Here is a 13,722-nt window from a genome sequence, read left to right as displayed (position 1 = left end):
ATAGGCGGTGACAAAGCCCCGCAAGTTTTCGGACTTGCGGGGCTTTTTCTTTTTCGGCCCATTGCGGCTTGTCGGCGGGCGCGCATCTGGGTCGGGCTCGTGGCCCGCGGCGTTCGGCTATTTCGCGAAGGACTCGACGCGATGTCCGCCCGGTTCGGGGGGCGGCATGGCGTACCGGCGATCCGGGCCATCTGTTGGTTCGGGATCGCGCAGAGTGGTTCTGGCGATTGCCTCGCCCGTGCGCACAACAAATGCGTGCAAGAACATGGCCGGCTGGTTTGCATCGTTCGACAAGGCGCATATCCGGCTCGATGTGCGAATGGCGAGCGGTGAGGCGCGAATTCGCGGTCAGGTTGATGCGGTCGGCCGGGCTTCAGGCTTGCCGGCGTCCACTTCGGGTTCCTGACTACCCAGCTTGGTTCGAGGCCGGCACATCCAATCAGAAATTGACCTATTTGAAGCCGCCTGGGGCCGGCCGTTCGTTGTCGCGCGCAGGGACCGGCAGGCGGCGCGGCGATGGCCGGACGCTCTCCTCGTCGCGTTGGAGACATCGGGCAGGGCACGTCATGGCGAGCGAGGCGGAGCCGATATGCCGGGGACGCTCTCAATCGGTACTCAGGCCGGAAAGCGGAACCCGCGACCTGAGCCGACGCAGTGACGATTGGGAGGTGTCGGCTCTTGGCACGCTGAAAAAGCGCGTGAGTCGACGCACTGACTGGGTGTGCGATGAAGGGCTATCGATGTATTCGATTGCACCGGACGTGTCTGCCACCCATATCCCTGCCATTCAGCGACGAGTCTCCTCGTCCGGCAACCGGTCAATGAGTCCGTGAGGACAATAGAACAAAGATATTTTTTGTTGGAAATTGGCAACGTTGCTTGGCGCATGCGAATTACTATCGCGATGTCATGAAATCGGATTGTTCGTACTATTTCGATGTCAAGAAATAAGGATTGATCCAACATGTCATGGGGCTGGGTTGGATGATCTCGGTATATCAAAATAAGGTTGTACACGAAGAGGCGAGATTTTAGCTGGTCGCGTTGATTAAGAAGATTCCTGGAAGTCGCCGGGAAATAAAAAGTCAACGTGGAGATAGCACTTGAATGCCGTATCCGGTTTGATAAAAAATTCGATTCATCACTATATTTAAAATGATGATTTGAGATATCCGACTTGATATCAAATGGTAAAAAATTCTTTCGTGACAGTGCTGTTCTTGGCCTGAGCTTGGTCTAAATGAACCAGAAATAGAGAGATGGATGCAGGCAATGCGTACGGCATGTCTTATCTCATTTAAATGTTGACATTTTTGTAACAAATATTTCGCTAGATTGCGGCGTGAGAGACCAATCATTGCGCCGCGAAAAAGTGAAAAATCGAGAAGCCTCGGCAGCGTTGATTTCAGCATTGGCGAATGTTTCCGCGTGGGCGCAGGGCGCTCCGCCGTCTGAAATCACGTCTGGCCCGCAAATCCAACGTTTGCAGCAACAGCAACTTGACGCCACCAAGGAGCTGAATCCGCGCACGAACGTCCTGACGCCGACCGGCGAGGCGTCGCCGGAGGTTCGCGTCACTGGCCTGCCGCTCGACGATCCCTGTTTCCCGATCAGGGAGATCGTGCTGGAGGACAACGCATTCGGTTGGCTTCCGCGTTTTCTCCAGCCGATCGCGGGGCAATGCGTCGGCAAGACCGCGCTCAAGCACATTCAGGACGCCGCGAACAACGCGCTGATCGAGCGCGGCTACGTGACCACCCGCGTACTCGTGCCGCCTCAAACGCTGCAATCGGGCACGCTGACGCTGCGTGTCGTCCCGGGGCGCATCAGCGGCGTGCGCGCCGATCAGCCCGCGATCGGCTGGTTGCGCGCGGCGCTGCCGACCTCCGGCGGCGCGCTCTTGAATCAGCGCGACATCGATCAAGGGCTGGAGAACCTGCGCCGCCTCCAATCGCAGTCCGACGCCACGTTCGACATCGCGCCGGGCATGCATCCCGGCGATTCCAAAATCATCCTGCATCCCGGAGCCGGCAAGCGCTGGCACGCCATCTTCGGTGCGGACAACGCCGGCCTCGACTCGACGGGCAGATACCAGCTGTCCGGCTCGTTCACGTTCGATTCGCCGCTGCACCTCTACGACCAGCTGCAAATCGCGGGCACGACGAATGCGAACTTCGATGCGTCGGACCAGGGCAACCAGTCGGTGTCCGCCAACTACGGCGTGCCGATCGGCTACGCGATGCTGACCTTGAACGCGAGCCGCTCCCGCTACCTGCAGACCGTCGCGGGCTTCGACGAGCCGATCGAGTACAGCGGCGTTCAATCCCAACTCCAGGCAGGCCTGTCCGGCGTGATTCATCGGAGCGCGCACGCGCGCACGGAGATCCACGGCCATCTCTTCCGCAAGATCAGCCGCAATTCGATCGACGGCGTGGATCTTCCCGTCCAGCATCGCGACCTCATCGGCTACGAACTGGGACTGTCGCACCGCCGGTACCTCGGCGACGTCGTGCTCGCCGGCTCGCTCGCCTGGCGCGCATCGCTGGCGGGGCTGTCCAGCAATCCCGGCACGGTGGTGGGCGCGCCGGACTTCGACGGCAAGACGCAGATCGAGCTGGCGAGCCTCAATGCCCAGGTTCCCTTCAAGCTCGGCAAGCAGACGTTCTCGTACCAGTTCGGCTGGAACATGCAGCACGCGCGTACGCCGCTGACGCCTTCCGACTATTTCACGATCGGCACGCGCTATGCCGTGCGCGGATTCGATCAACAGCTGACGCTCGCCGCCGAGAGCGGCTGGGCGATTTCCAACGAGTTCGACTGGTATGTGCCGACGCCTGTCGGCACGCAGGCGCTCTACGGCGGCGTCGACGCCGGCCGGGTGCGCGGGCCCGCCACGCAATACCTGCTCGGCGAGACGCTCGTCGGCGCCGTCGTCGGCGTGCGCGGCAATCTCGCGCCGAAGAACGCCGTCGGCGCGGCGCTGAACTACGACGTCTCGCTCGGTTTCCCGTTGTCGAAGCCGGAAGGCTTCAAGGCGAGCTCGCCGACGCTGTTGTTTCAGATCAGTACGTTGTTCTAAGCGGTAGCGCCGAGCCAGGCTGAACCAGGCTTGGCGGCTCGGTGTTTTGTTGATGGCTCAACTAGAGGAAGGAAGAACTATGCAACACGTGTGTGAAAAGCGTCGACTTTTGCAAATCGTGACGGTGACGTCCGCGGTGGTAGCCGCACTGGCGCTGAGCGCTTGCGGCGGCGGTGACGATGATGACGGCAGCCCACCCGCAGCCGGCGGCGCGTCGACGGGCGGGACATCGCCGGGCGGCGGTTCGTCGACGGCGGCGATCCGGGTGGAGGGGCAGTCCCAGTCTCTGTCGAGTCAGCATGCGACGGTTCGCGTGCTGATGCCGCCCGCAGGATGGAACGGCGGCCAGATGCCGAACGGGAAATACGCCTTCGGTTCGCTGTCGCAGCCGGCATCGACGCTCACGGAGCAGGCGCCCGGCGCCTACGTTGCGATTCCTTTTCTCTCATCGGGTGAGATCAAGACCCTGACGAAAGGTGTCGTGACGGATCTCGCAGGCAATGGCGACATCGCGATCGGTCGCTGGGCCGACGGCGCCGACTCGGCGGGCGAGAGCTACAACGCCAATCAGGGGCAGGCCTGGGCGGTCGGTGCGCCCGTCGTGCTCGAGGTCCCCTTGGCCGCGCAGATGCAGTGTTCGCTCGCGTTCGCCACCCGTCCGACATCGGCGGACGGCAACACAGCTCCGGGCAAGGTGAATGGCGCCACCGCGGTGCTGACGAACGGCAAGGACGCGTTCGGCCGCGACGTCGTCGACTATGCGTTGAATCTGCAGTACTCGATCGGCGGCGACCAGAACCAGTCGTTCGACGCCAGCGCCTCGTTGGGCGGGGTGGCACTGAGGTCGCCGTCGAAAACGAGCCTGATGAGTACGGTCATGGGCAGTGACCCGAAGCAGCCGTATCTCGTCGTGTCGTACGGCTTCCCGGCTACGACGACGGGCAATGTGAACGGTCTGGCGGTCCTGAGCTGCAAGTAACGCCTGAACGAGGTCGGCCGTATCCGGACGAAACGATGCGGCCGACTTGAATCGTATTCGAGAGCAAAACGATCATGAATTCCGGAATCTTTCGTTTGGTGTTCAGTACCGTGCGCGGCATGCGGGTGGCGGTCGACGAACATGCAGCGGCGCATGGGGGCGGCGAATGCACCCGGGTGCGCCGGGTCGCTCGATCGGTGTCGGCGGATTCCGGAATCTCGATCTGGTTCGCGGCGCGCGCGACGGTTTTTGCCGCGCTCTGTGCGTTCGGCATGCAGGCGCTCGTGGTTCAAGCCCAGGCCACCTTGCCGATCACGCCCGACCGCAGCGGGCCGACGCATCCGGTCGTCGGCGTATCGACGTCGGGTGTGCCGCTCGTCAATATCACCGTGCCGACCAACGGCGTGTCGCTGAACAACTTCACGCAATACAACGTCGGAACGAAGGGGGCGGTGTTGGTCAACAGCGGCCGGAATGCGCAGACGCAACTCGCCGGCTGGGTGCAGGGCAACCCGTTCCTCGGCAACCAGGCCGCGCGCGTGATCGTCAACCAGGTCACGTCGGGCCATCCCAGTCGGCTCCTCGGGCCGACCGAGATCGCGGGCAGGCAGGCGAATCTCGTGATCGCGAACCCGGCGGGGATCACGTGCGCCGGTTGCGGATTCCTGAATGTTCCGCGCGTGACGCTCGCGACCGGCATGACGACCTTCAATCCCGACGGCACATTGGCCGGCTTCAACGTCACGCAGGGGCATATCGGCATCGACGGCGCCGGCCTCGACGCACGCGACAGCGCGATCGATCTGATTGCGCGCGCGATGACGATCAACGGGCAGGTGTGGGCCGATTCCATCGACGCGGTGGCGGGGGCGAATCGGGTCGGTTATGCGGATCACGCCGTACAGGCTCAGGCGGGTACGGGGGCGGCGCCGAGCGTGGCGATCGACGTCCGGGCGCTGGGCAGCATGTTCGGGAACAGCGTCAGGCTGATCGGCACCGAGGCCGGCGTGGGCGTGCGGGATGCGGGCTCCATCACGTCGCTGACCGGCGATCTTATCGTCTCGAACAACGGCGAGGTGACGATTGCGCCGAGCGCGCGTCTTCAGTCAGCCGCGAACATCCGGATAGACGCTGCCGATATCGTTCAGCAGGGCACGCTGGTCAGCACCCGGGCCACGGATCTGGATGCGTTTCAGGCGCTGTCGAATGCCGGAACGATTTCGTCGGGAGGCAACACGAACCTGACCGCCGCGGCTTCGATCGACAACAGCGGCCAGATCTACGCCGGCGCCGATGCGATCGGCGACCTGGTCGGCGGAGGTTCCATCACGGTGCGTGGGTCCAAGGTGTCGAGCAGCGGCACGTTGGCCGCCGGCGACAACGTCAATCTGCTCGCGAACGATGTCTCGCTCGACCATGGAACAGTGAATGCCGCCAGCGCGCTCAATGTGACGGCGCCGGGCACGTTGTCGAATCTGGCCGGCACGATGCGCGGCCAGAATCTGACGCTGAACGCCGGTCAACTGGTGAACGACGCGGGCGTCATCAGTTCGCCCACGCTGGCAAACGTGGCCGCGAAAGCGGTTTCGAACCGATCAGGCGTGTTGGCGGCGGACGCGCTGTCGTTGAACTCGAGCGGCGCGCTCGACAACACCGAAGGGAAATTGTCTGCGCGCACGGCGCAGATTGCCGCACTCGACCTCACGAATGTGGCAGGCGAGATCGGTACAACGACGGGCGGATTGGTGCTGACGGCGGCCGAGGGCGTGTCGAATCGCCACGGGAAGATCGCCGGCGGCAGTGGTCTCGCGCTGGCCGCAGGCACGGTATCCAATGCGCAGGGGCAGATCGGCTCCGTGGCGGGCGATACCGCGCTCGACGTCACGCGATCGATGAGCAACGAGAACGGCAGGATCGCAGCCGGCCATGATCTGTCAATCCGGACGGCGCTTCTCGATAACTCGGCGGGGACGATCAGCGCGCACGCGACGCGGATCGATGCAGCCGACGTCGTGAATTCCGACGGCCGGATCGGTACGACCGATGGCTTGCGCATCACGGCGGCGGGCACCGTCTCGAATCAGGCCGGCGCGATCGTCGGTGGTGACGGCCTGTCGCTGACGGCAAGTCGCATCGAGAACGCGTCGGGCACGATCGGCTCGGCCGCAGGCGACACGTTGCTGCGCGCAACGCAAGCCATGACGAACATCGGCGGGACGGTGAGATCGGCCAATGCGCTCAGGGTCGCGAGCGACCTCATCGACAACTCGAACGGCGGTATGACGGCCGAGCGCGGTGTGCACATCCGGGCGGGGGACGTCGTCAATGCGAACGGCCAGATCGGTTCGTCGTCGGATGCGCTGTCGATGGCCGCGAGCCGTATGGTGTCGAACGCAGGCGGCAAGCTGGCGGGGGCAACCGGGCTGTCGGCGAGCGCCGCCACGCTGAGCAATCGTGGCGGCCAGATCGGCACGTCCGCCGGCGCTATGAACCTGGCGGCCTCGCAGGCGTTCGACAATATGCAGGGCACGGTGAGCGCAGCCGGCGCATTGAACGCACAGACCGGTACGCTCGACAACACGCAAGGCACGATTTCGGCGGATAGTGCGGAGCTTGCCGTGGCAGGGGCCTTGACGAACGCCCACGGGACGATTGCGGCGACTCGCGGCACGACGGTGGCCGCGCAGAGCGTCTCGAACCGCGACGGCACCATGGGCTCTGTTTCGGGCGCATTGTCGGTCATGACGTCGGGCATGACTGACAACGCCGGCGGCAAGCTGCTGGCATCGGGTGACACCCGCCTGGCCAATGCGGGCTTGCAGAACACGGGCGGTACGATCACGGGGGCGAACGTCACGCTTGCATCGGGACAGGGCGCAATCGACAACGCGCTCGGCAACGTGACGGCGAGCGCGTCGCTGACAAGCCGTTCGGGCGCATTCGACAACCGGTCCGGGTTGGCGCAGGCGACGGGTGCGGTTGACATCGAGACGCACGGTCAGGCGTTCGACAATCGAGCCCTGGCGGGGCAGGCCGCGGGCGGCCGGATCCTCGGCCACGGCGCCGCGCTGGCCACGGGGATGTTGAGCAATACCGGCGGCGCGATTTCATCGAGCGGCGCGGCAAGCATCCGCGCGGTGTCGATCAGCAATGATGCGGGCTCGCTCGTGGCGGACGGGGCATTGGCCGTGCGAAGCGACGGCGTGGTGTCGAACGTGGCAGGGCAGATCGGCGGCAACGGCGATGTCGCCGTGTCCGGTGCGACCGTCGACAACACGCGCGGGGCGATGCACGCGAGCGGCGCGCTGGCGGTGACGGGCGATACGATCCGCAATGCGCAGACCGCCGGTGCGACGGTGCCGGACACGGCAGGCGTGCCGGGCCTCCCTGCGGGGATGGAAGGCGCAAGCGTCGTCCTCGATGCAAGGCATGCGATCGACAATGCCGCCGGCGCGATTCGTGGCGACAAGGAGGCGAAACTGACCGCGCCGCTCATCGACAACACGTCGGGCAGCATCCAGTCGAAGGGGGCGATTGCCTTGGTTGCGGCGAACACGGTGCTCAATCGTCAGGGCGACATCAACGGCGGCCAACGGTTGACCGTCGTGGCCGGGATGCTCGACAACGACGGCAAGCTCCAGTCGGCCGGCGATGTCGACGTGACGACACAGGGCGGCCTGACCAACAGCGGCGCGATCCTGGCGGGCCGTGATCTGACGACCCTGGTCGGCGGTTTGCTCGACAACAGCGGCACGTTGTCGGCGGGCGATGCGTCGAACGTGACGGCTGGCTCGATCCGGAATCGCGCGCCCGGCGAGATTTTCGGCGGCGGCGCCGCCAACGTTCGCGCGAACGGATCGATCACGAACGAAGGTCTGATCGATGGCGGCGCGACGACGGTGACAGCCGGCGATACCGTCACGAACACCGGCGGTCGCATCTACGGCGACACCGTCGCGTTGGGGGCAAATACCGTCGTCAACGATCAGGACGCGCAGGGTGTGGGCGGCGTGATCGCATCGCGCGGCGATCTCGATATGGGCGCGCAGACGCTCAAGAACCTGAACGGCGCGCTGATCTACGCGGGCAGCGACATGCGGGTTGGCGGCGCGCTGGATGTGAATCGTCGGGCGACAGGCATTGCGCAGGCCATGACGAACAACGGCGCGCAGATCGATGTCGGGCGCGACATCACGATCGATGCAAGCCGATTCGAGAACCTGAACGCCAACTTCCGCACTTCGACGGTGACGACCGATGCCGGCAACCAGACGTGGTATCAGGTGCCTGGCTCGGTCGACAAGATCGATCCGTCGACGGTCTACCTGTATCAGAAGAATAGCCTCGCGATCCGTCCGGGCGAGGATTACCAGTGGGCGTTGGACGACGACCAGAAATTCATCCTGCTGCCGTCGAAGCAGTATCCGTTCGCGGAGTACGCGAAATACACGATGAACGGCGTGGCGGGGAAGATCGATCTGACGAACTACGCCTCATGGTACTTTCAATCGAACGAGGCAGCGGCCCATGCCGGCGCTTATCGGACCGTGCAGGCAGACATCTGGGAGAGGCTCGGGGTCGCTCCGCCGCCGGATGCGAATCCGGCGTGGATCACATGGGGCCCGTTCGACTTGGCCGGTGTTGCGGCTTTGCTATCCGGCCGGAAAAACGTCGGCGACGACTGGTTTGCCGTCAAGCCGCCGACGGTAGCCGACGTAACCGGCGAAAAACCGCCGCTTCTCGGGCCGCCAAGCCCGTCCTGCAGCAGTTCCAGCCATGCGGCATGCGCGCCGTTCCAGCAGTGGTACGAGGCGACCACGACCGCCTACGAGGATCTCAATAAAGCAGTCATCGCGTACAACAACGACGTCGCGAGCCGGCTCGTCCAGACCTATACGGTTTACACGGTCGAGGTCAAGTCGACCAAGGATGTCGTTACCGCGTCTCAACCGGGCATCATCAACGCCGGCCGTCATATCACGGTCAACACGGCGTCCGGCGTCAACGACAAGAGTCAGATCGTCGCCGGCGACAACGACCATCCGGGCGGCGTGATCAACATCGGTGCGCAGGGCACCGAGACGTTCACGGGTTCGGGCAAGGCGATCCATACGTGGGTGGAGTCGAATGGCGCCTTTCGCGGTGACAAGCGCGAATCGAGCAAGACCGACTACTCGCCGGCCATTCCGCCGCAAACGATCGATCTGCCGGTGGTGTTGGCTGCCCCGGACAAGCCGTCCAATCCGATCAAGAGCGTGGCGGCCGAGATGCCGGCCGCGCAGGGTGCGTCCGGCGCCGGCGTGACGCCGACGGCGGGCAGGCGCATCGAGGCCCGGGTGGCGGTCGGCGACGGTGTCGCGGGCGTGGGGACGGAGGCTGTCTCGGCGGTGAAGGCCAACGTCGGCGGCGTGGTCGTGCGGACGGCGACGCCGAACACGCGCTTGCCGAACAACGCGTTGTATCAGGTGGCGACCGACCCGGGTCGCCGCTTCCTGGTCGAGACGGATCCGCGTTTCACCGATCGCCGGACGTGGCTGTCGAGCGACGCCATGCTCGACGCGCTCAAGGTCGATCCGAATACGGTCCTCAGGCGCATCGGCGACGGTTTCTACGAGCAGCAACTGGTTCAGCAGCAAATCATCCTGGCAACAGGGCAGCGCCTCGTCGGCGACTACACGGACAACCAGCGCGCCTACCAGGCGCTGATGGCCAATGGCGTGCAGGCATCGCAGCAGTTCGGGCTGAATGTCGGCACGGCGCTGACCGATGCGCAGATGGCCGCGCTGACGAACGACATCGTCTGGCTCGTGAACCAGACCGTGATGCTGCCGGACGGCAGCCAGCAGGAAGCGCTGGTGCCGCAGGTGTATCTGCGTGCGCGCGCAGCGGACGTGACGGGTGAAGGGACGATCATCGCCGGCAAGAACGTCACGATCGATGCGGAGGGGCGGTACGCGAACTCAGGCACGATCGCCAGCCGCAACGTGACGATCATCCGCGCCGATACGATCGACAATCACGGCACGCTCTCGGGCGGCGCCGTGATCGCGAGCGCGGCCCAGGATCTGAACAATCTGGGCGGGCTGATTCAGGGCAATGCCGTGGTGCTGTCGGCTGGTCGCGATCTCAATCTGACGAGCACCACCCGTTCGGCGACGGCGAAGAGCGGCAGTGCAACCGGTATCGATCGCGTGTCGACGCTCAATGCCGGCGTCTTGCAGGCCGTTGCCGGCCGGGATCTGAATGCCGCTGCGGCCGCGATCGCGGCGACGGGCGGCGCGCTGCTGATGGCCGGCAACGACGTCAATCTGAATGCGGTTCGCGAGAGCAGCGAGGATGCGGTGCAGTGGAACGGCCGCAACCACGCGGAACACGCCGCGTCGATCGACCGGGGCACGGTGATTGCATCGGGAGGCGGTCTGGCGATCGTGGCCGGTCGCGACGTCAATGCGACGGCCGCCTATGCGAATGCGCAGGGCGCGATCAGGATGATCGCCGAGCGCGACGTCAATCTGAACGCGGGTGAGCAGAGCGCGAGCGCGAACGAAGAACATGATCGGAAGGAGAGCGGCTTCCTGTCGTCGAAATCGACGCATACAGTCGATTCGAGCAGCTACACCCATGCGATCGGCACGACCTTGTCGGGCGATACGGTCGACGTGCAGGCAGGAAACAACCTGACGGCCAGGGCCGCGACGATTGCCGCCACCGGCGATGTGGAACTCGTCGCCGGCCACGACATCAGGATCACGACGGCGGATACCGTGTCGAGTGAATATCACTACCAGGACGTGAAGAAGTCCGGCCTGGGCAGCGCTGGTGCGGGGATTTCGTATGGCACGCACCAGACGATCGATACCAGCCGCGATACGGTGAGGGGATCGCAGGGCAGCCTGATCGGCAGCACGGGCGGCGATGTCACCATGACCGCCGGTAACAAGCTGCATGCCACGGGCTCGGATATCGTCGCGGGCAAGGATGTGAGGGGTGTCGCGAAGGAAGTGACGATCGATCCGTCGCAGACCGATCGGCATCGTGAACAAACCCGTGAGGTGAAGAGTTCGGGATTCACGCTGGCGGTGAAGTCTCCGGTGATCGACGCGATTCAGAACGTGAATCAGCAGGCGCAGGGGGCCGGCGGGAGCCAGGATGGGCGAGCCGCGGCGTTGCATGCGATCGCGGCCGCGGGCGGCATGGCCGATCTGGTCGATGCGACGGGGCGCATGACGGACGCGCTGGATAGTCCGACGGGCAAGGTCGAGGCGAAGATGGAGCTGAGCTTCGGTTCGTCGCGGAGCAAGTCGACGTTTGTCGAGGACAGCACGCAGAACAACGGCAGCAGTGTGCGGGCAGGCGGTACGGTCAAGTTCGTGGCGACGGGAGACAAGAACGCCGGACAGGGCAACGTGACGATCCAGGGGGCGAACGTCACGGCGAAAGACGTGCGGCTGGAGGCGACGAACAAGGTCAATCTCGTCAGCAGTGCGGATGCCGACAGCACGCGCAGTACGAACGAATCGAAGAGCGCGAGTTTGGGCGTGTCGTATGGTACGGGTGGATTTGGCGTGTCGGCGGCGATGTCGAGAGCGCATGGGGACGCGAACTCGGATGCGGTGACGCAGAACAACACGCATATCAATGCGGGCCGCACCGTGACGATCATCAGCGGCGGCGATACCAATATCGTCGGGGCAAACGTCAATGCGAATAAGGTGATCGGGGCGGTCGGCGGTAATCTGAATATCGCGTCGGTGCAGGATACGAGCAGGAGTGCGGCGCATCAGAGCAGCGCGGGTGGCGGGTTCAACGCGAGCATGGGCGGGGCGAGCGTCAGCGGCAGTATGCAGAATGGCCGCGCGAGCGGCAATTATGCCGGCGTGAACGAGCAGTCGGGCATTCAGGCGGGCGCGGGCGGTTTCGATATCACGGTCACGGGCAATACGGATTTGAAGGGTGCATATATCGCCAGTACGGCGACGTCGGATAAAAACCAACTCACGACCGGGACGCTCACGTTCTCGGATATTCAGAATCACTCGGAGTACGACGCAAGCAGTTTCGGGATCAGTGGCGGTGGTGGGGCCGGTAATGGCGGGAACAATTACGCGACGCATGGGGCGACGAGCGGGAAGAACACCGGCGGCGCCTTGCCGCTTTATGTGAGCGAGAGCGGTAGTAGCGATGCGAGCACGAGAAGCGCGGTCAGCGCCGGCAGCATCACCATCACGGATCCGGCGAATCAGAAGCAGGATGTGGCGATGCTGGAGCGCGATACGTCGAATCTGAACGGCACGGTGAGCAGGACGCCGGATCTGCAGCAGGTATTGAGCAATCAGTCGGATCTGATCAATGCGGCGCAGGCGGCATCGGAAGTGATCGCGAAGCAGATCGGCAGTTATGCGGACAGGAAGCGTGATGAGGCGCGGAGGAATGCGGAGGGCACGAATGATCCGGCGCTCAAGACTCAGTATCTGCAGGAGGCAAAGGATTGGGCCGAAGGCGGGGATAGCCGCGCGGCTTTGCATGTCGCCGGTGGGGCGTTGACGGGAGGGTTGACCGGCGGTGGGTTGGGCGCGGCAGGTGGGCGGTGGGGCAGGGCGTCGGCGAAGCTCGCGCCGCAACTGAACGAGGTCGCCGCGGCGATCAAGGATGCGGGCCGACGGGCAACGCGAATGTGGATGAATTGCTGGGGAATCTGACGTCGAATGTGTTGGCGGGTGGAGTGGGGCGTTGGTGGGTGGCGGGCGGGAGCGTTGAGTGGGGCGGGGTGGATCGGTTTAATCGGCAGATTCACTCCCAAGAAAAAAAGGAGGCTCGGCAGATTGCTGCATCAGCGCAGGCTCAGGGGCTAACGAATCCCGATGGTTCACCGATCACGGTGGCACAGATTGAGAATGCGATGCGAGCGGCGAACAATAGCCAGCTTGGTGAGATTGCAGCGACGGGCATTGTTGTGCCGTTGAACGCGAACACGTCCACGAGTGAAGTCTATGACACGACAGGGATGAAACTGGTGACGGACCGCACTGGAAATTATCTGGTGCAAGATTCATCTATGTTGGCGACGCCGTCAAAGGCGTTGCAAGACCTGATTGTGCGGAACACTGGTGGCGAAAATTCGCCGTATAGTTGGAATGCCTCTAGCAGTTACGCAATTGTGCCGAAGATTGATCCCTATGGCCCGTTTTCTCCGGGATGGAACACTGGGGAGTATGCCGCCGGCCTTTCAGGATCGGATTCGCAGAATAACTCAACCGTTACAGTCCAGGCTGGTTTCCACGTGCCTGTCTCTCCCGGCGTCGCCGTTGGACCGAATTTCTCGTACACGGCAAACAAAGGAACGGTTTCACTCAAGCCAGATGTTGCGGTTGGTACGATAGCTGACATCGGTGCAAGCGTAACGCTCGCAGGTGACTCCCGATATGCGGGCCCCGCCACGATTAACTTCGGACTAGGAAAATACATGGGCCTGCAAGTAACGCCGAGCAACGTTACAGCATGGGAAGAGAAGACATGGTTCGATCTTGGACGGTACGTTAATGGTGTGTCTGTCGGTATTGGATGGGGTTTTGCTACGCCGGTCAACGTGACTGTTGATCCAACATATCAGTCTCCTAGAAAGCAATGAAATCTATCTATATTGGTACGGTAAGCCCTATAGCAG

Annotated in this window: 6 protein-coding genes; 5 read left to right on the top strand and 1 reads right to left on the bottom strand. The window is 63.6% G+C overall.

The window, feature by feature from the left end; all coding sequences use genetic code 11:
• The first annotated feature begins 214 nt into the window (after positions 1-214).
• Entirely contained in the window at positions 215-406 is a 192-nt protein-coding gene (locus tag Bsp3421_RS23240; RefSeq protein WP_274003797.1) for a hypothetical protein, read from the top strand.
• Between the two features lie 679 nt (positions 407-1,085).
• Here Bsp3421_RS23240 and Bsp3421_RS23235 read toward each other — a convergent pair.
• Positions 1,086-1,412 (bottom strand): hypothetical protein, encoded by a 327-nt coding sequence (locus Bsp3421_RS23235; protein ID WP_274004464.1) that lies wholly within the window; start codon positions 1,410-1,412, stop codon positions 1,086-1,088.
• Here Bsp3421_RS23235 and Bsp3421_RS23230 point away from each other — a divergent pair.
• From Bsp3421_RS23230 to Bsp3421_RS23215, 4 genes are all read left to right on the top strand, one after another.
• Positions 1,373-3,079: a ShlB/FhaC/HecB family hemolysin secretion/activation protein gene (locus Bsp3421_RS23230; RefSeq protein ID WP_274003796.1), complete on the top strand. Its 1,707-nt coding sequence runs from the start codon at positions 1,373-1,375 to the stop codon at positions 3,077-3,079. The two genes, Bsp3421_RS23235 and Bsp3421_RS23230, sit on opposite strands and share 40 nt — an antisense overlap.
• A 79-nt stretch (positions 3,080-3,158) precedes the next feature.
• The gene (locus Bsp3421_RS23225; protein ID WP_274003795.1) at positions 3,159-4,058 is read left to right on the top strand and encodes a hypothetical protein; all 900 of its coding nucleotides are present in this window, start codon (positions 3,159-3,161) and stop codon (positions 4,056-4,058) included.
• A gap of 74 nt (positions 4,059-4,132) precedes the next feature.
• On the top strand, positions 4,133-12,757 hold the full coding sequence (locus Bsp3421_RS23220; RefSeq protein ID WP_337995320.1) for a two-partner secretion domain-containing protein: 8,625 nt from the start codon (positions 4,133-4,135) through the stop codon (positions 12,755-12,757).
• Positions 12,733-13,686 carry a hypothetical protein gene (locus tag Bsp3421_RS23215; RefSeq protein WP_274003793.1) on the top strand — a complete coding sequence of 318 codons (954 nt, stop codon included), beginning with the start codon at positions 12,733-12,735 and terminating at the stop codon, positions 13,684-13,686. The genes Bsp3421_RS23220 and Bsp3421_RS23215 overlap by 25 nt, the downstream gene beginning before the upstream one ends.
• The last annotated feature ends 36 nt before the right edge of the window (positions 13,687-13,722 follow it).

Source organism: Burkholderia sp. FERM BP-3421 (genome assembly GCF_028657905.1).
Taxonomy (GTDB): Bacteria; Pseudomonadota; Gammaproteobacteria; order Burkholderiales; family Burkholderiaceae; genus Burkholderia.
This window is presented reverse-complemented; position numbering and strand designations above follow the sequence as displayed.

Bases quoted from the DNA above. Each gene is read 5' to 3' on its own strand.
- Bsp3421_RS23235 (WP_274004464.1), bottom strand. From the start codon at position 1,412: ATGCTGAAATCAACGCTGCCGAGGCTTCTCGATTTTTCACTTTTTCGC.
- Bsp3421_RS23225 (WP_274003795.1), top strand. From the start codon at position 3,159: ATGCAACACGTGTGTGAAAAGCGTCGACTTTTGCAAATCGTGACGGTG.
- Bsp3421_RS23220 (WP_337995320.1), top strand. From the start codon at position 4,133: ATGAATTCCGGAATCTTTCGTTTGGTGTTCAGTACCGTGCGCGGCATG.